The following is a 20,853-nucleotide window of genomic DNA, read 5'->3' as shown; positions in this document are numbered from 1 at the left end:
CTCAGGGCTGAACGGCGGCGGTGCTGTTGACCAGTTTCGGCTGGCGGTACAGGTCGAGCAGGACCTGGTCGAGCACGGCAGAAGCCCCCCAGGGTTTGGGGTCGTTGAGGATTGCCGCGACCGCCCAGGTGTTGCCGTTGCTGTCGCGGCTGAAGCCGGCGATGGCGCGCACGGTGTTCAGGGTGCCGGTCTTGATGTGCGCCTCACCGGTCATGGCGGTGCGCTTGAGGCGCTTGCGCATGGTGCCGTCCATGCCCACCAGCGGCATCGAGCTGATGAACTCGGCAGCGTACGGGCTGTTCCAGGCCGCTTGCAGCAGGGCGGCCATTTCCCGGGTGCTGACCCGTTCGGCGCGGGACAGGCCCGAGCCGTTTTCCATGATCAGGTGCGGCGCGGTGATGCCCTTTTTCGCCAGCCACTGGCGCACCACGCGTTGGGCGGCGCGGGCGTCGTCGCCGTCGGCGTCGGTACGGAACTGCGCGCCCAGGCTCAGGAACAACTGCTGGGCCATGGTGTTGTTACTGTATTTGTTAATGTCGCGGATGATCTCCACCAGGTCCGGGGAGTAGGCGCGGGCCAGCAGGCGCGCGCTTTTCGGCACGTTGTCGACCCGGTCACGGCCCTGGATGCTACCCCCCAGTTCGTTCCAGATGGCGCGCACGGCGCCGGCGGCGTAGGTCGGGTGATCGAGCAGCGACAGGTAGGTCTGCGAGTTGCAGCCATCGCCCAGCTGGCCGCTGACCACGACGCTGACGCCGTCAGCTTGCACCACGGGGTTGTAGCGCACGTCGCCGCTGCACTGCTTGGTGTTGACCGCCTTGACCTGGTTGTCGATGCGGATGTTGGCAATCGGCGGCTCGACCGAGACCAGCACCTTGCCCCCGTCGTTGCGGGCGACGAAGCGCAGCGCCTTGAGGTTGATCAGCAGCGAGTCGGGCTTGACCAGGAAGGGTTTGTTTTCGTCGCCACCATCATCGTTGAACTGCGGCAGTTGTGGCTGGATGAAGTGGCTGCGGTCGAGCACCAGGTCACCGCTGATGGTCTGTACGCCATTGGCGCGCAGGTCGCGCATCAGCAGCCAAAGCTTTTCCATGTTCAGCTTCGGGTCGCCGCCGCCCTTGAGGTACAGGTTGCCCTGCAGCACGCCGTTGCGCAGCGGGCCGTCGCTGTAGAACTCGGTTTTCCACTGGTGGGTGGGGCCGAGCATTTCCAGGGCGGCGTAGGTGGTGACCAGCTTCATGGTCGAGGCCGGGTTGACCGAGACATCGGCATTGAACACGGTCGGTGTGCCCGGGCCGTTGAGCGGCAGCATGACCAGCGACAGGGCCGAGTCCTGCAATTTGTTGGTTTTCAGCGCCTGCTGAACTTTTGGCGAAAGCGTGGTGTTGACCGCGGCGGCGTGGCTGGAAAGCGCCAGGGGCATCAGCAGGCCGGCAAGCAGAAGAGGGCGAAGAGATCTGATCATGTGCGATAAAACCCTGCGAGCGAGGGGTGAAAAAAACGGAGCGAAAAAAGGTGAAGGCCCCGATACGGAAAAATATAGCGCGCATTATGCCCCAAGCAGAACGCCCATGGGCCTGTGAATACAGGATCAAACAACAGCTTATCGGCTTTTATTCCGGCAATCGCGCGGTGAAACTGGTAAAGTGCCGCGCGTTAATACTCAAGAGGATTGTTTCATGGCCACTAACCGTTCCCGCCGTCTGCGCAAAAAACTCTGCGTGGATGAATTCCAGGAGCTGGGTTTTGAGCTGAACCTGGATTTCAAGGAAGATCTGTCCGACGAAGCCATTGACGCCTTCCTCGATGCATTCCTGGCTGACGCCATGGATGCCAATGGTCTGGACTATGTTGGCGGCGACGACTTCGGTCTGGTCTGCAAGGCCACCCGTGGTTCGGTCACTGAAGAGCAGCGCGCTGCTGTTGAAACCTGGCTCAAGGGCCGCAGCGAACTGACCAAGATTGAAGTCAGCCCGTTGCTGGACGCCTGGTATCCGGAAAAACCGGTCACCCCGGCTTCCTGATCCTGCTGAAACGGCGGCCCCAGTGGCCGCCGTTTTCGTTTCTGCTCCCCCGCCGCCTGTTCAGGTGGTGCCGCTGGAACAGCGCTGCTCCGGCAAGTGTTCGTGCAAATACCCCTGTAATGCCTGCTCAAGCACCGAGAGGATGTGCAGGATCTGCCGTTGCCGACGCTCCAGCATGGCCGGCGCCAGGTTGGCCTGGCAATCGGCCTCGAGCTGTTCGCAGGCGTGGATCAGGCCGTTGGCCTGAATGATCCGCGCCGGGCCGAGAATCTTGTGCGCCTGGCTCATCATTTGCGCTACATCGCGGCCAGGGTCGAGCGCCTTGAGTTGGGCGCCGTCGCGCTTGAAGCTGCGCAGCAGTTCTTCAAGCAACTGGCGCAGGTCGTTGATGCTGTTGCCGACCACAGGCTCCAGCCCTTGCAGATCGAACGGCAACTGCGCAGGCGGCGCCGGCCGGGCGCTCATCAGTGGCGCCCGGGCCAGGCGCTGGCCCAAGGCGTTGAGGCTGATAGGCTTGAGCAAACAATCATCCATGCCGACCTGGCGACAACGTTCGCGCACTTCCGGCTGGGCATTGGCGGTGTAGCCGAGAATGGTGCAGGGTGACCATTGGTACTGTCGCTCGTGGTCGCGCAACGCCTGGGTGAACTGGTAGCCGTTCATTTGCGGCATGTTGCAGTCGACGATTACCACATCGAAGTGCGCCTGACGCCAGGCATTGAGGCCGCTGAAACCATTGTCGGCACTGGCGTGTTCGAGCCCGAGAAAGTTCAACTGCTGGGCGATCAGCAGCAGGTTTGCCGGATGGTCATCGATCACCAGGATCCGCAGCGCTGGCAGCACCGCACAGGGCACCGCTACGGGGGCGTCCGGCTTGGCCGTTTCAGCCAGCAGGGTCAGGGGCATGCTGATGCACGCACGGGTGCCCTGGCCGAACACGCTGTGCAAGCTCAGGTTGCCGCCCATCGACTGGCACAGGTCGCGGCTGATGGCCAGGCCCAGGCCGGTGCCGCTGCGGGCCAGGTTGCTGTCCGGATCGGCCTGGGCGAAGGGCAGGAACAGGCGCTGCTGGTCTTGCGGGCGAATGCCGATGCCGCTGTCCTCGACCGTTATCTTCAGGGTCGGGTGATCCGCTTGTGGGCCGGGCTCCAGAACCAGGTGCACGGTGACCTGCCCCTGTTCGGTGAATTTGATCGCATTGCTGACCAGGTTGGAAAGAATCTGCTTGAACCGCAGCGGGTCGAGCAATACTTCGCAGCGTGCTTGCGCGGCGATGTCCAGGTTCAGGCGCAGGTCTTTCTGGCGGGCCACGCCATCGAACACACGCCCGACCGACTCGACCAGCCCGGCCAGGTTAACGGGCTCTGGTGCCAGGCTCAGGTGGCCGGACTCGATACGGGCCATGTCGAGAATGTCGCCGATCAAGGCCAGCAGTTCTCTCGCCGAGTTGTAGGCCACTTCGATGGCCGGTCGGTCGATATGCCCCTGGTCGCCCCGCTTGAGGGTCAGTTCGAGCATGCCGATGATGGCGTTCATCGGCGTGCGGATTTCGTGGCTGATGGTCGCCAGGAACACGCTCTTGGCGCGATTGGCATCGTCGGCGCGTTGCTTGGCCAGGCGCAGGTCCTGGATCAGTTGGCGGCGCTCGCTGATGTCGATCCAGCCGCCAATGATGCCCTGTACTTCGCCAAGCGAGTCGCGGTAAGGCAGGATCCAGTGGTAGATGGTCAGTTCCCGTTCCCTGAGCAGCAGGGGCCGGTCAACGATCAGCGGAATGCCTTCGCGCATGACCTTCTGGTAATCGGCCTGGATCTGGCTGGCATAGCAGCTGTCGCCCAGGGTGCTGTCCTGGATGCGCTTGCCGAGGACGTCCTCAAGGCGCGCCTGCACCGCTTCCAGGTAACTGTCGTTGCAGCTTTGCAGCAACCCGGCACGATCGCGAACGTACATCGGGTGGGGGGTACCGTTGAGCAGTGCGCGCATGAACTCGAGCTGGTCGTTGAGGGCGCGCTCGGCGGCCTCGCGCTGCTTGATCTGGCGGCGCATCCAGGCGTTCCAGGCCAGCGACAGCAGCAACAGCAGGCTGGTACCCAGTACAACCTGGAGGATCAGGCGCTGGTACTTCTGCCAATAGGCGTCGGTTTCGGTGCTGTAGCCACGCCAGCGGCTGTTGATGATGCCCAGCTCTTCCGGGGCGATGCTCAGCAACGCCTTGTCGAGGATTGACGCCAGCTCCTGGGCGCCTCGCGCCGTGGCCATGGCGAAGGTCGCAGGCTCGGCGCCGACCGAGGCGCGGATCGTTAGGTCGCGCTGGGAGGCCAGGCTGAAGTTGGCGTTGATCAGCGCGGTGATGGCCGCATCGACATGCCCGCTGGCCAGCAGCGAGGTTGAGAAGAAGGTGCTTTCCGTTTCGATCAGCTGGATGCCGGGAAAACGCTGGCGCAAGTCTTCGAACAGCGGGCTGTCGCGGGTCAGGGCCAGACGCCGGCCGTTCATCTGCTCCAGCGAGTCCGGCTGGTCGCTGCCTTTGCGTGTGAGTAGGACGTAGGAGTTTTCCAGGTAGGGGCGGCTGATCGCCAGGGTGCCCGCGCGCCGCGGGCTGGGGGAAATTGCCGCAATCACATCGGCCTGGTCATGGTTGAGGCGGTCGATCATGTCACTGATGCCGCTGGCCCGTTGTACCTCGAAACGCAACCCGGTGCGCAGGCGGATCAGCTCCAGCAGATCGGCGGCGATGCCGCGAAAATTGCCGGCGCTGTCAAAAAAAGTCAGCGGCGCGGCGGTTTCGTTGACCACCACGCGCACCACCGGGTGGCCGCTGAGCCAGCGCTCTTCGCGTTGCGACAGCTGCAGCTTGCGGTCGGTGAGCAGCACGTCGCTGCCGGCGCTCCAGCGTTTGAAGATGCTTTCGCGGGTGCTGCTGGAGACGCTGTCGAGGGTGGCGTTGATCAGTTCCAGCAAAGGCTGGTTGTTGCGCTGCACGGCAAAGCTGAAACCGACCGGTTCGTGCTTGCCGAAATTGGCCATCTTGATGTTCTGCAAATGGCCCTGGTTGATCAGGTAATGGGTCGAGATGGTGTCACCGAGAAACACATCGGCCTGATCGAAGGCCACGGCGTTGAGGGCGTTCTGGTAAGAGGGGTAGGACTGGATGGTGGCGTCCGGGTAACTGGCCAGTACCTCGTCCATCGGCAGGTAGTGATAGACCATGCTCAGGCGCAGGCCGGCCAGGCCCATGTCGAGCGGGCGCGCCTCGTTCTCGCGGGTGACCAGCACCGGCTGGTCGACCGCGTAGGGCTTGGACAGGGCAATGCCGGGAGTTGCCGCCTCGTAGCCGTTGGTGCTGCCCAGCAGGTCGATCTGCCCTTGGGCCAGGGCCTTGACCGCATCCTGGCGGGTGGCGAAGCGCTTTACCTGGATGGGCAGGTCCAGGGCTGAGCCAATCAACCCGGCGAAATCGGCGGTCAGGCCTTCGTAGTCACGGCCGCTGGCGGTCATGTCGAACGGCGGGTAGTCCGGCGCTGAAGTACCCAGCACCAGCTGGCCCTTGCCCTTGATCCACAGGCGCTGGGCCGGGGTCAGCGACAGTTGCATGGCAATCGGCCCGGCCCGGCTGAACAGGGTGAACGGGCTGGCGGCGACTTCGTCTGCCTGCGTGACATGGCTCAGGCAGGCCAATACGCCGCACAACAACAGGGTCAGGCGCCGCCTAAGCATGAGTGGCCTCACACCAGTGCATTGCGTTTGGCCATTTCAATCAGTTCGACCAGCGAGCTGGCCTTGAGCTTTTGCATCAGCCGTTTCTTGTAGGTGCTGACAGTTTTGTTGCTGAGAAACATGCCCTGGGCAATTTCCTTATTGCTTCGGCCTTGGGCAAATAGTTGCAGCACCATTAACTCGCGGTCATTGACCTGTTTGAAAAGGTCCAGTTCCGAGGCGCAATCTTCGTGTTTGCGTGGCGGATTGATCGCTTGGCTGGGGAAGTAGTTATAACCGGAAAGCACCGCTTTTATCGCACTGAGCAGTTCACTGAGATCTTCCTGTTTGCACACATAGCCGGCAGCACCGGAGTGCATGCAGCGAATGGCAAAGAGTGCCGGCGATTGTGCGGTCAATATCAGGATTTTCAGCGGGATGCCCATGGCGTGAAAGCGTGAGAGCACTTCCAGGCCATCGAGCCGGGGGATGCTGATGTCGAGGATGATCAGGTCCGGCAGGCATTCGCGGACCATTTGCATGGCGTCTACGCCGTTGTCCGATTCGCCGACGACGCGATAGCCCTCATTCTCCAGAAGCATGCGCACCGCCAGGCGGATGACCGGGTGATCGTCGACGATGAATACAGAGTACATGGTGAAGTTTCCATAAAGGTGCCAGAGGGAGAAACGGCACCTTAGCGCAGATAGAACAGGTCGCACATGAACTCAAGGGGAGTTAAATGATATATAGGAAAAGTCCTACTGGTTTTGAAATGTAGGATTACAGGGGTTTCTGTATGGTGGCAGTGTCAATAGTGTTGATAGTAAGTTGATGTTGCGAAGGATAAGGTAAGTTTATTGTTGTTTGCAGTGTGTAGGTGGTTTCTCACGTCTTATCGGCGAAATCGCACTGCCCGAATGCCGGGCAGTACGCTGTGGTCGCGATCAGGTCGGGCTTGAGCGGCCGGTCATTTCGCGGGCCATTTCGCTGGCATAGCTGTCGGTCATCCCGGCGATGAAGTCGATCATGCGCAAGAACGAGCTGTGCAGCGAGGCGTCAGGGTCGGGTGCGTTCTTGCCGAGCAGGTCGAGGATGCGTCGGCTCTTGAACGACGGCGTGCGTCCGCCATGTTGCTCAAGGGCCGCCCCACAGAACGAGTTGAGCAAAATCTCCAGGGTGGTGTAGGCGCCAATTTCGTGCAGGGTCTTGCGTTTATCCTGGAAGATTTTCTTGCGCGCAATGTCCTTGGCCTGCAGCACGCAGCGTTTGGCCGGGCCGTGCATGTGTTCGACCAGATCGCCGCCGAGGGTGCCGGCCAGCAGGGCGTCCTGTTGCTCGACAAAGGCACGCGCGGCGGCGTTGGTCAGATGTTCGATGGCCTTGCCACGCAGGATCGCCAGCTTGCGTCGGCGCGAATCGTCGGGGCCCAGCTGGCGATAGGTTTCCGGCAGGTCGTCGCCCACCAGGCTGAGCAACAGCGACTCGACCTCGGCATAGTCGAGCAGGTCCATTTCCAGGCCGTCCTCGAGGTCGATCAGCGCATAGCAGATGTCATCGGCGGCCTCCATCAGGTACACCAGCGGATGACGCGCCCAGCGTTGCTCTTCAAGCTGCGGCAGACCGAGCTTGCGGGCGATCTGTTCAAGCAGCGCCAGTTCGCTCTGGTAGCAACCGAACTTGTGCTTCTTGTAGCCCAGGGCGTCGGCATGGCGGGCGGTCCAGGGGTACTTGAGGTAGGTGCCGAGGGTGGCATAGGTCAGCCGGGTGCCGCCGTCGAACTGGTGGTATTCGAGCTGGGTAAGCACGCGAAAGCCCTGGGCGTTGCCTTCGAAGTTGAGGAAGTCGGCGCGTTCGGCCTCGCTCATGGCGTCGAGCCAGCCACGCCCGGCGGCCTGCTGGAACCAGTGGCGGATGGCGTCTTCGCCGGAGTGGCCGAACGGCGGGTTGCCGATGTCATGGGCCAGGCAGGCGGACTGCACGACCATGCCCAGGTCGCTGGGTTCGCACCATTGCGGCAGGCTGGCGCGCAGGGTTTCGCCGACGCGCATGCCCAGTGAGCGGCCGACGCAGCTGACTTCCAGGGAGTGGGTCAGGCGGGTGTGGATGTGGTCGTTGCTGGACACCGGATGAACCTGGGTTTTGCGCCCCAGGCGGCGGAAGGCGCCAGAGAAGATGATCCGGTCGTGGTCTTTGTGGAACGGGCTGCGGCCGAGTTCTTCGGGGCTGTGCAGGGGTTTGCCGAGGCGTTCGCGGGTGAGCAGGGTGTGCCAATCCAAGGCCATTTCTCCGGGGTTTTGGGGCAGGTTGGTAGCTTCGGGGTTTGGGTCGGGGGGTGCAAGTGTGTTCTTGCGATCTGTGGGCTTATCCATTTGATCGGGTGTACTGGCGGGCCCCTTCCGCCTTTACGGCGGCTTACTTTTTTCAGTCGAAAAAAAAGTAAGCAAAAATTCTCGCCCCACCAGTGGGCCCTGCGCTGCGCTTCGGGTTCCCTCGCTCCGGTGTCGCTACGGGGCATTGCGAACTTCGAGTTGCAAGCAACTCTACGTTTCGCAACTTCGGCTAACGCCGAAGGTGCTGCGCACTCGCCCCTTCGCAACACCTGCACTCGGCCCTTCTGGTTAACGGGGCCGGTGGATCAAGATCAAAAGCAGATCAAGGTCAAGATCGCAATGCGCTTCGCTCTTGCTTTTTAACGCTTGCTACCAGCCCCTTGCATGGCCAGTTTCAACAATGGAATCAAGCTGGTGCCCAGGCGCACCAGGCGGCTGACGCTGCCGCTGCGGGCGCCTTTGCCGGTCAGGAAGCCCAGCAGCACCACGGCGCCAATGCCCCACAGCGGCGCGTGCTTGATGCCCAGGCCGCCTTGCAGCGAATCGCCCATGGCGCGCAAGCGGGTCAGGGGGTTGAGCAGTTGCCCGGATTCGTGGCGAATTTCCTGGCGGTGCATCTCCAGGCGCAGGCGTACCAGGGCCTTGCGTAATTCGCGGCGGTTGGTGGTTTGCGGCAGTTCTGGCAGGCTCATGGCAACAGGCGCTCCCGGTCCTTGGCAAGTTCTTCGAGGGTCGAGCTGAACGGCGACGATTCATCGAACACCGCTGCCTTCAGGCGCAGGCCGCAAAACACTGCGGCAAGCCCGTAAAACACGCACAGGCCGATGATGCCGGCCAGGCGGTAGCTGTCCCAGAGCATCACCAGCACCAGGCCGGAGAGGGCGGTCAACAGCAGCAGGGCAAACACCAGGGCCAGCCCGGCGAACAGCAGCAGGCTCAGGGTTCGGGCTTTCTGCTCCTGCAGCTCGATGCCGAACAATTCGACATGCCCATGCAACAGGCCCAGCACTGCCGCGCCCAGGCGCTTGCTGGAGGGGCCGGCACCGGCCAGTGGTTCGCTTTCCATGCTCGGTCCTCAGCGGCGGGTGGCCAACAGGCCGATCAGAAACCCTACGCCGGCGGCAATGCCGATCGACTGCCAGGGGTTGCTCTGCACGTAGTCTTCGGTGGCGCTCAGGGCCGCCTGGCCGCGCTCGCGGACCGAGTCCTGGGTCAGTTGCAGGGTTTCCCGGGCGCGCAGCAGGCTGTCGTGGATCTGCTCGCGCAGGTCGTCGGCCTGATCGCCGGCCAGGGTTGCAGTGTGTTCCAGCAGCTTCTCGGTATCGCGTACCAGGGCCTGGAAGTCAGCCATCAATATGTCTTGAGCAGTCTTTGCCGATTTGCTGGCCATGGGGCTCTCCCTAACAGTGTGTGTGGCTATTTCGAGTCGTGGGCGCGGGCGAAGGTTCAAGTGCAATTGGCTGGTACAGCTTTTGCTTTGCCTTGGTGCGCCAGGACCGGTGCCCGCGCCGATTGTGGGCGCGGGCCCTTACCGGACCTGTAAACCTTAACCCAATCCACGACAAACCCAAGGAAAAACTCCCGTATCACCCGGATCGGCCAGGGAGGTGGCCGTCACAACGATCCAGGCTGGTGCACCAAGGAGTACTTCTGGGCTGTCTTGGTGCTTTTTTTGCGGGCCTGCCGACTCCATGGAAAATTTGCAAAGCGCGGTGGACACCCTGGTCCACGGTTCCAACACGCTGTTCATCCTGCTGGGGGCGGTGATGGTCCTGGCCATGCACGCAGGCTTCGCCTTCCTCGAGGTGGGCACGGTGCGGCACAAGAACCAGGTCAACGCCTTGTCGAAGATTCTCAGCGACTTTGCCGTCTCGACCCTGGCGTACTTTTTTGTCGGCTACTGGATTTCCTATGGCGTGAGTTTTCTCCAGCCGGCCCAGGTATTGAGCCAGGAGCATGGCTATAGCCTGGTGAAGTTCTTCTTCCTGCTGACCTTTGCCGCAGCCATTCCGGCGATTATCTCCGGTGGCATTGCCGAGCGGGCGCGCTTTGCCCCGCAATTGTGCGCCACGGTGCTGATCGTTGCCTTCGTCTATCCGTTTTTCGAAGGCGTCGTCTGGAATGGCAACTTCGGCCTGCAAGCCTGGCTGACGGCACGCTTTGGCGCAGGCTTTCATGACTTTGCCGGCTCCGTGGTGGTGCATGCCATGGGCGGCTGGCTGGCGCTGGCGGCGGTATTGTTGCTGGGGCCGCGCAACGGCCGCTATCGCGACGGCAAGCTGGTGGCCTTTGCGCCGTCGAACATTCCGTTTCTGGCCCTGGGTTCGTGGATTCTGATTGTCGGCTGGTTCGGCTTCAACGTCATGAGCGCGCAAACCCTGCAAGGGGTTAGCGGCCTGGTGGCGGTCAATTCCTTGATGGCCATGGTCGGCGGTACTGTCGCCGCCTTGCTGGTCGGGCGTAACGACCCGGGCTTCCTGCACAACGGCCCGCTGGCCGGGCTGGTAGCGGTGTGCGCAGGTTCTGACCTGATGCACCCGGTGGGGGCGCTGGCCACTGGGGCGATTGCCGGGGCCTTGTTTGTCTGGTGTTTTATTGCCGCGCAGAACACCTGGAAGATCGACGACGTGCTGGGCGTGTGGCCGCTGCATGGTTTGTGCGGGGTATGGGGCGGGATCGCTTGTGGAGTCTTCGGTCAGAGCGCGCTGGGTGGTTTGGGTGGGGTGAGCCTGGCCAGCCAGCTGATCGGCAGCCTGGCCGGGGTGCTGGTGGCGTTGCTCGGTGGCTTTGCCGTCTATGGCAGCATCAAGTTGCTGCACGGCTTGCGCCTGAGTCAGGAGCAGGAGTACTACGGCGCCGACCTGTCGATTCATAAGATCGGCGCCACCAGTCAGGACTGAACGGCTCAGCGCCCGGCGAGCAAGCGCGCCTCACAGGCTTCTACCGCGCTCAATGGACCGCTGACCAATACGGCATCGCCGGCGTGCAGGCAGGTGCCGGTGTCGACATTCAGCTCCTCGCCCTGGCGCTGCACCGCCTGCAACTCAACGCCCAGTTGCTCCAGGCCCAGCTCGCTCAAGGGGCGGCCGCAGGCGTAGGCTTCGGCGCCGAGGTTGACCGCGTGCATCATCGCCTTGGGCAGGCCCTCGCTGTCGACCGGGCTGGTCTGGGCGCCATGGTAGAAGGCATGCAGCAAGCGGTAGCGGGTTTTGCGCACTTCATCGACGCGCTGCTGCACCTGCTCTTGCGGCAGGCCGAGCATGACCAGGGCGTGGGAGGCCAGCATCAGGCTGGATTCAAGCAGCTCCGGGACCACCGCCGTGGCGCCGGCGGCGCGCAGTTCTTCACGCTGGCTGTCATCACGGGTTCGCACCAGGATCTGCACCTGGGCGTGCCGCTCGCGGGCGGCTTTCAACACGCTCAGGGCAATGTCGGTCTTGTCCACGGCAATCACCAGCAGGCGCGCGCGTTCAAGGCCGATGGCGGTGAGCAGTTCGCCGCGCCGCGAGTCGCCGTAATGCACGCAGTTTTCCCCGGCGGCAGCTTCCTGAACGCGCACCGGGTCGTCATCCAGGGCAATGAAGGCGATGTTCTCGCGCCGCAGGAATCGCCCGATCGATTGGCCGACGCGGCCGTAGCCGCAGATCAGCACGTGGCCATTCATTGCCGCGCTTTGCGCTTCGATCTCTTCCAGGTGGATCTCCTGGTTGGGCTTGCGGTGCAGGCGGGCGGCGATGCTCGGCGCTGCGCGCAGCAGTAGCGGGGTGACCAGCATCGAGCAGAAGGTCGCGGCCAGCAGCAGGTTGCCCAGCTCTTCTGGCAGCAGGCGGGTCTGTTGCATCTGCGCCATCAGGGCGAAACAGAACTCGCCACCCTGGGCCAGGGCCAGGCCGCTGCGCCAGGCGGTCTCGGCATCACTGCCGCGCAAGCGCACCAGGGCGGCCACCACCACACCTTTGATCAGCAGCAGGGCGAGGGTCAGGGCAAGCAGCTGCCAGCCGTGGCTGGCGAACAACTGCAGGTCGATGAGCATGCCGATACTGACGAAGAACAGCCCGAGCAGAATGTCGCGGAACGGGCGGATATCGGCTTCGATCTGATGGCGATAATTGCTTTCACCCAGCAACATGCCAGCGAGAAACGCGCCCAGGGCCGGGGACAACCCCAGCAGGTGGGTCAGCCAGGCGGTCAACAGCACGATCACTAGCGCCAGCAAGACGAACAGCTCAGCTGAGTGCGAGCTGGCTACCTCATGGAACAGCCGTGGCAGCAGCCAGCGGCTGGCCAGCAGCAGGCCGAAGAAGAGGATCACGGTCTTGCCCAGGGTCAGCGGCAAAGCCCAGTACCAGGCCTGGCCGCCTTGACCGGCAAACACCGGGACCAGGGTCAGCAGCAGCACCGCCACCACGTCCTGGAACAGCAGCACGCCGATGGCATTCTGGCCATGGCTGCTGAAGATTTCGCCAAGGCTGGTCAGCTCCTTGCTGACGATCGCCGTCGACGACAGCGCCAGGCCTGCGCCGAGCATCAGGGCGACGTTGGGTTGCATGCCAAGCAATACCAGCAGCCCGGCGAGGAGGATGCTGGTGCAGATCACCTGCAGGCTGCCGAGGCCAAACACCACCTTGCGCAAGGCGAGCATTTTCGACAGGGAAAATTCCAGTCCCAGGGAAAACAGCAAAAACACCACACCCATTTCAGCCAGGTCCGGCAGCTCTTCGCTTTCGTTGACCCAGTCCAGGGCGGTAGGGCCGACGAACAGGCCGACACACAAATAGCCAAGTACCGGTGGCAACTTCAGGCGCCGGAAGAACGCGATGACGACCAGCGATGAGGCCAGGATGATCAACAGGTTGGCAAACACAAAACACTCCCTTGCGAAAACAGCGAAAAAACCATTAAGTCTGAACGACTTACGCGATTTGGCCGTTGATGTACATCAGCACTTCATTGCCGTTGGCCGGCTTCAGGGGCGGCGCTCGACTGGCCCCGATTGCAGACCTAGAATAATGATCCGTTCCTACAGATGCTGGTACCCATAAATGCCTCCTGAATGCCAATTGTTCGGCACCTTGGGTTGTCACCTGTGCGAAGTGGCCGAGGCGCTGCTGATGCCGTTTGTCGAGCATGGCCTGATGGTCGAACTGGTCGATATCGCCGAGCACGAGGGGATGATCGACACCTATGGCCTACTCATTCCGGTGCTGCGTAGATGTGATACCGGTGCAGAGTTGAACTGGCCGTTTGACCCTGAACAGGTGGTGACCTTCTTGCAGTAAAGCAGGGCGCGCGGGGAGCGGCTTCCTGTCGTGCGTTGATTCAAGGGTGCGAGGACAATCCCTGGCGAATACACAATGCCAAGGAATGGTCCCATGCAGCTGTCCGCACATTTTTCCCTCGCCGAGATGATTACCTCGGAGACTGCCGCTCGTCGTGGTATCGACAATAACCCCGAAGCGCAGGTCATCAGTAACCTGCAACGACTGTGCATTGTGCTTGAAGAGGTTCGCCGCCTGGTCGGCCGGCCGATTAGAGTCAGCAGCGGCTACCGTTCGCAGGCCCTCAACAAGGCAATCGGTGGCTCGCCCAGGAGTGCGCATACCCTCGGCCTGGCGGTGGATATCAATGTGACCGGGCTGGCGCCGAGCGAACTGGCCAGGCGAATCAAGGACAGTGAGGTGATGTTCGATCAGTTGATCCTCGAATACGACCAGTGGGTGCACTTTGGCCTCAGCACGCAAGTGCCACGCCGTCAGGTGCTGACCATTCGCCGCGGTAGTGGCTACCTGCCGGGTCTGGTCTGACAGCTGTCGTCTGATTGACGCAGGCGACTTCTCTGAATATGCTGTATATAAATACAGTAAAGGGGTGGCGCTTGCGTCGAGGGTCCGGATCAATGGTCAATGTCGAACAACTGAAATACTCCGTCAATCGCATGGCTGTCGAGGTCGTGAGTGAAGCGGTGCTCGAGTTGCGCCTTGACGGCCTGGTGCTGGAAGGCAAGACGCCGTTCAATAAAGTGCATTTCAATACCTGCTTTGCCGAGATCGAGGCGCTGTTCCAGCGCGCGGGTTACCACCGGCCGCTGGATGTGGTCGGTTACCAGGGGTTGTTGTACGCCCTTTACGACCCCGGCCGCTGGGAGGCGGTCGAGGTGCTGCGCTGGCTCAAGGAGTTCACCGAGGCTGCAGCCACCGAAGCTGGCTGAGCGGGCGGGCATGGGCGATAATGCCCGGTCCTTTCGTCCTGAGTGTTTCCATGGCCACGCCTCCCTTCGATCCGGCACAGCATCAAGCCAGTACTGTCTGCCTGCCGCCCGGCAACTGGGCGACGGTGGTCGATTGCCTGAGCGAGCACTTCAAGGCCATCGGTCGCGAGCAGTGGCTCGATCGTATCGCCCGCGGCCGGGTGCTCGATGCCCAGGGTGCGCCGATCAATGCCGCGCTTGCCTACCGTCCGGGCCTGCGCATTCACTACTTTCGTGAAGTGCCGAACGAAAAACCGATCCCGGTCGAAGAGGCCATCCTGCACATCGATGAGCACCTGGTGGTTGCCGACAAGCCGCATTTCCTGCCAGTCACCCCGACCGGCGAATATGTCGAGCAGACCTTGCTGCGCCGGCTGATCCGCCGCCTGGACAATCCCCACCTGGTGCCCTTGCACCGCATCGACCGGCACACCGCCGGGCTGGTGCTGTTCTCGGCCAACCCGCAGAGCCGTTCGGCCTATCAGTCGCTGTTTCCAAACCGGCAGATCGACAAGCGCTACCAGGCCATCGCCCGCGCCTTGCCCGCGCGTGAGTTTCCACTGGTGCACAAAAGTCGCCTGGTCAATGGCGAGCCGTTCTTCCGCATGCAGGAAGTGGAAGGGGTGAGCAACAGCGAAACCCTCGCCCAGGTGCTGGAGAAGAATGGCGAGCTGTGGCGCTACGGGCTGTCGCCGGTGACCGGCAAGACGCACCAGCTGCGCGTGCACATGACCTCCCTGGGCGCGAGCATTTGCAACGATCCGTTCTATCCGGACATCGTTCAGGGGCCGGACGACTACAGCAAGCCGCTGAAACTGCTGGCGCACAGCCTGCGTTTCAATGACCCGTTGAGCGGTGCAGAGCGATACTTTGAAAGCCGGCTGACGCTCGACTGGTAAGGCGGGGAGCCGCGCACCGCCAATGGCGATGCGCGGCCGGGCTTAGCGGTTGAAGCGTTCCACCAGCGAGTACTGGCTGGTGGCGGTGCGGGTCAGTTCTTCGCTGAGCAGCGCCGAGTGCTGGGCCTGTTCCGAGGTCTGGTCGGCCAGCTGGGCGATGGTGCTGATGTTGCGGCTGATCTCGTCGGCCACCGCGGTCTGCTCTTCAGTGGCAGCAGCAATTTGCGTGGCCATGTCGGTGATGTTGGCTACCGCTTCGCTGATGCCGACCAATGCCTGGTCGGCTTCCATCACCCGTGCAACGCCTTCTTCAGCCTGGCGATGACCGCTTTCCATGGTCTGCACTGCGCTGTTGGCAGTCTGTTGCAGTTTGGCGATCAGGCCGTGGATCTGCCCGGTGGATTCGGCGGTGCGTTGCGCCAGCTGGCGCACTTCGTCGGCCACTACGGCAAAGCCGCGGCCCATCTCACCGGCCCGGGCCGCTTCGATGGCGGCGTTCAGGGCCAGCAGGTTGGTCTGGTCGGCAATGCCCTTGATCACATCGACCACGCCACCGATTTCGTCGCTGTCGCGAGCCAGCTGAGTCACGGTCAGGCCGGTCTCGCCGACGGCAGCCGACAGGCGCTGGATGGCTTCGCGGGTTTCCCCGGCGATGTCACGGCCGCGCCCGGTCAGGCGATTGGCTTCCTGAGTGGCATCGGCCGTGCGCTGGACGTGGTTGGCCACTTCCTGGGTGGTGGCGGCCATCTGGTTGACGGCGGCGGCAACCTGTTCGGTTTCCACGCGCTGGCGTTCCAGGCCCGAGGAGCTGTTGTGGGCCAGGGTATCGGACTGGCGCGCCTGCTCGTTGAGGTGCTCGGCGGTATCCTGCAGGCGGGTCAGGCAGGTTTTCATCCGCGCATCCTGGCTGAGCATGGCCATTTCCAGGCGCGCCTGCACGCCGCGGCTGTCGGTGTACATCTGCGCGATCAGCGGGTCGGAAGTGGCTTGTTCGGCCAGGCGCAGCAGGCGCTTGAGGCCGCGTTGCTGCCAGCTCAGGCCAAGCAGGCCGAGCGGCACCGAAAGGCCGGCTGCCAGGGCAAAGCCCCAGGAATGGCCGAGCCAGTTGCCGATCAGGAAGCCGATCTGGCTGATGAGGATGAACGGCAGCCAGTCCTGCACCACCGGCAGCCACTTGTCGCGGCGCGGAATGGCCGGCTTGCCCTGGTTGATGCGCTGGTACAGCGCTTCGGCGCGGCGTACCTGTTCGGCGGTGGGCTTGACCCGCACCGATTCGAAGCCCACCACCTGGTTGCTCTCGAACACCGGCGTAACATAGGCGTTGACCCAGTAATGGTCACCCGACTTGCAGCGGTTCTTGACGATGCCCATCCATGGCAGGCCTTGCTTGAGCGTGGTCCACATATGCGCAAACACAGCAGGCGGCACATCCGGGTGGCGGACCAGGTTGTGCGGTGCGCGCATCAGCTCCTCGCGGGAGAAGCCGCTGATTTCGACGAAGGCGTCGTTGCAGTAAGTGATAACGCCCTTGGCATCAGTGGTCGAAATCAACCGTTGCTGAGCTGGGAAAGTCCGTTCGCGCTGGGTAATCGGCTGGTTGTTACGCATTAGCTGTTCAATCCGCAAGGCTTTCGAGAGGTATCGGCACGCCGGGGGTTTTGTTGAATGAATATTTGCAGGGCTTGATTTCGATCAATGAGTCCTGATCTGACCTGCGCTAAGTCACTCGTGCAAAGTTCAACAAATTAGCTGCATTCTTTCATGTTTTTGACACAAAAGTCAGCTAATGACCGCAAGTTCACAACGGCGCCAGCATCGGGTAACTGAAACCGGCGAAATGCGCCAGGTTCAGGCCGAAATGGCAGAGTACTGCGGCGAAAATGCCGCCATGACGGTATGCCAGGCCGTAGCCGACACCGGCAAGCCCAGCCAGCAGCACCCATTGCCAGCCGCCACCAAGATGAGCCAGGCCGAACAGGCTGGCGGCCAGCAGCAGGGCCAGGTTCTGGTTTTTCAGCAGGCGTTGCAGGCCGCCCTGGATGTAGCCGCGAAACAGCAGCTCTTCGGTCAGGCACACCAGCAGCAGGTTGTTCATGGCCCAGATCCACGCCTGTTCAGGCCACTTCGGCGCCCAGGCGATTATTGCCAGCAGCCAGGCGCCGCCCAGGCAGACCGCGATGACCAATGGCAAGGTCCAGGCCAGGCTCGCCAGTGGGCGCTTGTTCTTCAGGGCCAGCACCCAGGGGCACGCCAGCAGCAGCCAGAAGCCGATCAGCGGCTTGTCGAGGTTCAGGTACATGGAGAAGGGCAGGGCTTCGCTGCTAAAACGCACCTTGTCGATGACCTTGGCGCCGCTGAAACCGGGCAGCATGTGCAGGGCCAGGGCAAAGGCCAGGAGCACGAACAGGGCATGGCCGACCAGCTTTTGCCAGAGGCTCGCGCGGCGTACCAGCAAGCCTGCACACAGCAGGGCAATCAGGGTGGGCAGGGCCAGCAGGCCGAGGTTGCCCTTGAGCAGGGCGAAGAGGTAACCGAGGCCGAGCAGCGCCAGGCCGATCCATTGCGGGGCAAGCATGAGACATCCTTTGAAAAGCAAAACGTGAAACCTTCGACTGCGCTTTTACAATCGAGGACACGCCACTCGGCCATCCTTTGGCCATTACTGCTTATCGTACGTGGTCTGCTCCATCAGGCAAAGGCCCGGTCACAGGGACCGGGCCGTTACTTCAGGCTGCGATCAATTGCCGCAGTACATAGTGAAGAATCCCGCCGGCCTTGAAGTACTCCACTTCATTGAGGGTATCGATGCGGCACAGCACTTCGATCTGCTCCTGGCGACCGTCCTCGCGGGTGATCTTCAGGTTCAGGGTCATGTGCGGCTGCACCTGTGCATGGCTCAGGCCAAGAATGTCGATGCGCTCGCGGCCGTCCAGGGCCAGGCTCTTGCGGTTCTGCCCGGGCTTGAATTGCAACGGCAACACGCCCATGCCCACCAGGTTGGAGCGGTGGATGCGTTCGAAGCTCTCCGCCAGCACCGCCTTGACCCCCAGCAGGTTGGTGCCCTTGGCGGCCCAGTCGCGGCTGGAGCCGGTGCCGTATTCCTGGCCGGCAATCACCACCAGTGGCGTGCGATCGGCCTGGTAGCGCATGGCCGCGTCGTAGATCGCCATCTTCTCGCCGCTGGGCACATAGAGAGTGTTGCCGCCTTCTTCACCGCCGAGCATCTCGTTGCGAATGCGGATATTGGCGAAGGTGCCGCGCATCATCACTTCATGGTTGCCCCGGCGTGAGCCGTAGGAGTTGAAGTCGCGCGGCTCGACGCCTTTTTCCCGCAGGTAACGTCCGGCCGGGCTGTCGGCCTTGATGTTGCCGGCCGGGGAAATGTGGTCGGTGGTCACCGAATCGCCCAGCAGGGCCAGGACCCTGGCGCCGTGAATATCCTCGATGACCGGCAGCGGCCCGGTAATGTCGTCAAAGAACGGCGGATGCTGGATGTAGGTGGAATCGTCCTGCCAGACATAGGTGGCCGCCTGCGGTACTTCGATGGCTTGCCATTGGGCGTCGCCGGCAAACACCTCGGCGTACTCCTTGTGGAACATCGCGGTATCGACGCTGGCCACGGCGTCGGCAATTTCTTTCTGGCTGGGCCAGATGTCGCGCAGGTACACCGGCTGGCCATCCTTGCCGACGCCCAGCGGTTCGCGGCTGATATCCACGCGCACGCTGCCGGCCAGGGCATAGGCGACCACCAGCGGTGGCGAGGCCAGCCAGTTGGTTTTCACCAGCGGGTGCACGCGGCCCTCGAAGTTGCGGTTGCCCGAGAGCACCGAGGCGACGGTGAGGTCGGCGCTGGTGATGGCTTTTTCGATGGCGTCGTCCAGCGGGCCGGAGTTGCCGATGCAGGTGGTGCAGCCATAGCCCACCAGGTCGAAGCCCAAGGCGTCGAGGTATTGGGTCAGGCCGGCGGCCTTGTAGTAGTCGGTAACCACCTTGGAGCCGGGGGCCAGCGAGCTCTTGACCCAGGGCTTGCGCTGCAGGCCTTTCTCCACTGCCTTTTTCGCCACCAGCCCGGCTGCCATCATCACGCTGGGGTTGGAGGTGTTGGTGCAGGAGGTGATCGCCGCGATCACCACCGCGCCGTTTCTGAGCAGGTGTTGCTGGCCCTGGTATTCATAGCTGACTTCACCGGCCTGGTCGGCATTGCCCACCGCCACGCCGCCACCGCCTTCGCTTTCAAGGCGACCTTCTTCCTTGCTCGAGGGCTTGAGTTGCAGGCCGATGAAGTCATCGAAGGCCTGGCTGACGTTAGCCAGGGCGACGCGGTCTTGTGGGCGCTTGGGCCCGGCCAGGCTCGCTTCGACTTCGTTCATGTCCAGGGCCAGGGCGTCGCTGAACACCGGCTCCTGGCCGGGCAGGCGCCACAGGCCCTGGACTTTGCAGTAAGCCTCGACCAGTTTCACCGTGGCTTCAGGACGGCCCGACAGGCGCAGGTAATCGAGGGTGATCTGGTCGACCGGGAAGAAGCCGCAGGTGGCGCCATACTCCGGTGCCATATTGGCGATGGTGGCGCGGTCAGCCAGGGGCAGGTCGGCCAGGCCGTCGCCGTAGAACTCGACGAATTTGCCGACCACGCCTTTTTTACGCAGCATCTGCGTGACGGTCAGCACCAGGTCGGTGGCGGTGATGCCTTCGCGCAGCTTGCCGGTCAGCTTGAAACCGATCACTTCCGGGATCAGCATCGACACCGGCTGGCCGAGCATTGCAGCCTCCGCCTCGATACCGCCGACGCCCCAGCCGAGCACGCCCAGGCCGTTGATCATGGTGGTGTGCGAGTCGGTGCCGACCAGGGTGTCGGGGAAGGCGTAGGTGCGCCCGTCTTCTTCACGGGTCCAGACGGTGCGCCCCAGGTACTCGAGGTTGACCTGGTGGCAGATACCGGTGCCCGGCGGCACCACGCTGAAGTTGTCGAAAGCATTCTGGCCCCAGCGCAGGAAGGCGTAGCGTTCGCCGTTGCGCTGCATTTCGATGTCGACGTTCTGGGCAAAGGCCTGCTGGCTGGCGTAGCGGTCGACCATCACCGAGTGATCGATGACCAGGTCCACCGGCGACAACGGGTTGATCCGCTGCGGGTCGCCGCCGGCCTTGGCCATGGCCGCGCGCATGGCGGCGAGGTCGACCACCGCCGGTACGCCGGTAAAGTCCTGCATCAGCACCCGCGCCGGGCGGTACTGGATTTCGCGGTCGGAACGCCGCTCCTTGAGCCAGTTGGCCAGCGCCGAAAGGTCGCCGCTGGTGACGGTCTTGCCGTCTTCCCAGCGCAGCAGGTTTTCCAGCAGCACTTTCAGCGACATCGGCAGGCGCTGCAGGTCGCCGAGGCTGTGGGCGGCGTCGGGCAGGCTGTAATAGTGGTAGAGACGATCATCGACCGTCAGGGTCTTGAGGGTTTTCAGGCTATCGAGCGAGGGCATTACCAACTCCTTCTGCGCCGGTGATCGGCAATCTTCCCTGCTGTCGCCGGTTCACCGCCTCTGTGACAGTCCGCACGGCACGGACCTGGCTGAACGGTCAGGGTAGCCCTGTTTGGCGGACCTGACCATGTACTGGACCGGCCGGAAGTGTCGCAGGTTCCGATCTTCCTTTATCATTCGCCGATT

The 20,853-nt window shown here is 62.7% G+C and carries 17 protein-coding genes; 6 read left to right on the top strand and 11 right to left on the bottom strand.

Annotated features, from left to right (window positions below; genetic code table 11):
- Window position 1: 1 nt before the first annotated feature.
- Window positions 2-1,465, bottom strand: a complete 1,464-nt coding sequence (gene dacB, locus LOY54_RS18980) for a D-alanyl-D-alanine carboxypeptidase/D-alanyl-D-alanine-endopeptidase (protein WP_045194994.1) — start codon at window positions 1,463-1,465, stop codon at window positions 2-4.
- 214 nt (window positions 1,466-1,679) lie between these two features.
- Between dacB and LOY54_RS18975 the strand changes: the two genes are divergently transcribed.
- Entirely contained in the window at window positions 1,680-2,024 is a 345-nt protein-coding gene (locus LOY54_RS18975) for a YggL family protein (protein ID WP_258607577.1), read from the top strand.
- Between the two features lie 60 nt (window positions 2,025-2,084).
- Here the strand turns inward: LOY54_RS18975 and LOY54_RS18970 are convergent, their stop codons facing one another.
- The 6 genes from LOY54_RS18970 to LOY54_RS18945 all read right to left on the bottom strand — a co-directional run bounded on the left by LOY54_RS18970 (window position 2,085) and on the right by LOY54_RS18945 (window position 9,443).
- The gene (locus LOY54_RS18970; RefSeq protein WP_258607576.1) at window positions 2,085-5,741 is read right to left on the bottom strand and encodes a transporter substrate-binding domain-containing protein; all 3,657 of its coding nucleotides are present in this window, start codon (window positions 5,739-5,741) and stop codon (window positions 2,085-2,087) included.
- A gap of 8 nt (window positions 5,742-5,749) precedes the next feature.
- Window positions 5,750-6,376, bottom strand: coding sequence for a response regulator transcription factor (locus LOY54_RS18965; RefSeq protein ID WP_045194987.1), 627 nt, complete (start codon window positions 6,374-6,376; stop codon window positions 5,750-5,752).
- A 291-nt stretch (window positions 6,377-6,667) separates the two neighbouring features.
- Window positions 6,668-7,999, bottom strand: coding sequence for a deoxyguanosinetriphosphate triphosphohydrolase (locus tag LOY54_RS18960; RefSeq protein ID WP_093387412.1), 1,332 nt, complete (start codon window positions 7,997-7,999; stop codon window positions 6,668-6,670).
- A gap of 413 nt (window positions 8,000-8,412) precedes the next feature.
- Complete coding sequence (locus LOY54_RS18955; RefSeq protein ID WP_045194984.1) at window positions 8,413-8,745, bottom strand: hypothetical protein; 333 nt, start codon at window positions 8,743-8,745, stop codon at window positions 8,413-8,415.
- Window positions 8,742-9,119 (bottom strand): phage holin family protein, encoded by a 378-nt coding sequence (locus LOY54_RS18950; RefSeq protein WP_045194982.1) that lies wholly within the window; start codon window positions 9,117-9,119, stop codon window positions 8,742-8,744. Before LOY54_RS18950 ends, LOY54_RS18955 begins: the two co-directional genes overlap by 4 nt.
- Before the next feature lie 9 nt (window positions 9,120-9,128).
- Complete coding sequence (locus LOY54_RS18945) at window positions 9,129-9,443, bottom strand: YqjD family protein (RefSeq protein WP_045194981.1); 315 nt, start codon at window positions 9,441-9,443, stop codon at window positions 9,129-9,131.
- Window positions 9,444-9,744: 301 nt separating this feature from the next.
- On the opposite strand from LOY54_RS18945, the gene LOY54_RS18940 reads away from it, so the two are divergent.
- Window positions 9,745-10,953 (top strand): ammonium transporter, encoded by a 1,209-nt coding sequence (locus tag LOY54_RS18940; RefSeq protein WP_258607575.1) that lies wholly within the window; start codon window positions 9,745-9,747, stop codon window positions 10,951-10,953.
- 5 nt (window positions 10,954-10,958) lie between these two features.
- Here LOY54_RS18940 and LOY54_RS18935 read toward each other — a convergent pair whose 3' ends face one another.
- A complete protein-coding gene (locus LOY54_RS18935) occupies window positions 10,959-12,917 on the bottom strand; it encodes a monovalent cation:proton antiporter family protein (protein ID WP_093380714.1) in 1,959 nt (652 codons plus the stop codon).
- 178 nt (window positions 12,918-13,095) lie between these two features.
- On the opposite strand from LOY54_RS18935, the gene LOY54_RS18930 reads away from it, so the two are divergent.
- The 4 genes from LOY54_RS18930 to LOY54_RS18915 all read left to right on the top strand — a co-directional run bounded on the left by LOY54_RS18930 (window position 13,096) and on the right by LOY54_RS18915 (window position 15,199).
- Window positions 13,096-13,332 carry a glutaredoxin family protein gene (locus LOY54_RS18930; RefSeq protein WP_123565427.1) on the top strand — a complete coding sequence of 79 codons (237 nt, stop codon included), beginning with the start codon at window positions 13,096-13,098 and terminating at the stop codon, window positions 13,330-13,332.
- A gap of 93 nt (window positions 13,333-13,425) precedes the next feature.
- Window positions 13,426-13,857 (top strand): D-Ala-D-Ala carboxypeptidase family metallohydrolase, encoded by a 432-nt coding sequence (locus LOY54_RS18925; protein WP_258607574.1) that lies wholly within the window; start codon window positions 13,426-13,428, stop codon window positions 13,855-13,857.
- Between the two features lie 92 nt (window positions 13,858-13,949).
- The gene (locus LOY54_RS18920; protein ID WP_045194969.1) at window positions 13,950-14,261 is read left to right on the top strand and encodes a hypothetical protein; all 312 of its coding nucleotides are present in this window, start codon (window positions 13,950-13,952) and stop codon (window positions 14,259-14,261) included.
- Window positions 14,262-14,311: 50 nt separating this feature from the next.
- The gene (locus LOY54_RS18915) at window positions 14,312-15,199 is read left to right on the top strand and encodes a pseudouridine synthase (RefSeq protein ID WP_258607573.1); all 888 of its coding nucleotides are present in this window, start codon (window positions 14,312-14,314) and stop codon (window positions 15,197-15,199) included.
- Window positions 15,200-15,241: 42 nt separating this feature from the next.
- On the opposite strand, the gene LOY54_RS18910 is transcribed toward LOY54_RS18915, so the two are convergent.
- The 3 genes from LOY54_RS18910 to acnA form a co-directional block, all read right to left on the bottom strand.
- Complete coding sequence (locus LOY54_RS18910) at window positions 15,242-16,807, bottom strand: PAS domain-containing methyl-accepting chemotaxis protein (RefSeq protein WP_045194965.1); 1,566 nt, start codon at window positions 16,805-16,807, stop codon at window positions 15,242-15,244.
- Between the two features lie 190 nt (window positions 16,808-16,997).
- A complete protein-coding gene (locus LOY54_RS18905) occupies window positions 16,998-17,774 on the bottom strand; it encodes a CPBP family intramembrane glutamic endopeptidase (protein ID WP_258607572.1) in 777 nt (258 codons plus the stop codon).
- A 151-nt stretch (window positions 17,775-17,925) separates the two neighbouring features.
- A complete protein-coding gene (gene acnA / locus LOY54_RS18900) occupies window positions 17,926-20,667 on the bottom strand; it encodes an aconitate hydratase AcnA (RefSeq protein WP_258607571.1) in 2,742 nt (913 codons plus the stop codon).
- Window positions 20,668-20,853 lie beyond the last annotated feature (186 nt).

This window comes from Pseudomonas sp. B21-032, assembly GCF_024748965.1.
Lineage (GTDB): Bacteria > Pseudomonadota > Gammaproteobacteria > Pseudomonadales > Pseudomonadaceae > Aquipseudomonas.
The sequence above is the reverse complement of the archived record's forward strand: the minus strand, read 5'-3'. Positions and strand labels throughout refer to the sequence as shown.

What these genes read in the sequence shown, in the direction of transcription:
- LOY54_RS18910 (WP_045194965.1), bottom strand. Translation starts at nt 16,807, where the DNA reads ATGCGTAACAACCAGCCGATTACCCAGCGCGAACGGACTTTCCCAGCT.
- LOY54_RS18950 (WP_045194982.1), bottom strand. Translation starts at nt 9,119, where the DNA reads ATGGAAAGCGAACCACTGGCCGGTGCCGGCCCCTCCAGCAAGCGCCTG.
- LOY54_RS18915 (WP_258607573.1), top strand. Translation starts at nt 14,312, where the DNA reads ATGGCCACGCCTCCCTTCGATCCGGCACAGCATCAAGCCAGTACTGTC.
- LOY54_RS18945 (WP_045194981.1), bottom strand. Translation starts at nt 9,443, where the DNA reads ATGGCCAGCAAATCGGCAAAGACTGCTCAAGACATATTGATGGCTGAC.
- LOY54_RS18930 (WP_123565427.1), top strand. Translation starts at nt 13,096, where the DNA reads ATGCCTCCTGAATGCCAATTGTTCGGCACCTTGGGTTGTCACCTGTGC.
- LOY54_RS18970 (WP_258607576.1), bottom strand. Translation starts at nt 5,741, where the DNA reads ATGCTTAGGCGGCGCCTGACCCTGTTGTTGTGCGGCGTATTGGCCTGC.
- LOY54_RS18975 (WP_258607577.1), top strand. Translation starts at nt 1,680, where the DNA reads ATGGCCACTAACCGTTCCCGCCGTCTGCGCAAAAAACTCTGCGTGGAT.
- LOY54_RS18920 (WP_045194969.1), top strand. Translation starts at nt 13,950, where the DNA reads ATGGTCAATGTCGAACAACTGAAATACTCCGTCAATCGCATGGCTGTC.
- LOY54_RS18955 (WP_045194984.1), bottom strand. Translation starts at nt 8,745, where the DNA reads ATGAGCCTGCCAGAACTGCCGCAAACCACCAACCGCCGCGAATTACGC.
- LOY54_RS18905 (WP_258607572.1), bottom strand. Translation starts at nt 17,774, where the DNA reads ATGCTTGCCCCGCAATGGATCGGCCTGGCGCTGCTCGGCCTCGGTTAC.
- LOY54_RS18925 (WP_258607574.1), top strand. Translation starts at nt 13,426, where the DNA reads ATGCAGCTGTCCGCACATTTTTCCCTCGCCGAGATGATTACCTCGGAG.
- LOY54_RS18940 (WP_258607575.1), top strand. Translation starts at nt 9,745, where the DNA reads ATGGAAAATTTGCAAAGCGCGGTGGACACCCTGGTCCACGGTTCCAAC.
- dacB (WP_045194994.1), bottom strand. Translation starts at nt 1,465, where the DNA reads ATGATCAGATCTCTTCGCCCTCTTCTGCTTGCCGGCCTGCTGATGCCC.
- LOY54_RS18965 (WP_045194987.1), bottom strand. Translation starts at nt 6,376, where the DNA reads ATGTACTCTGTATTCATCGTCGACGATCACCCGGTCATCCGCCTGGCG.
- acnA (WP_258607571.1), bottom strand. Translation starts at nt 20,667, where the DNA reads ATGCCCTCGCTCGATAGCCTGAAAACCCTCAAGACCCTGACGGTCGAT.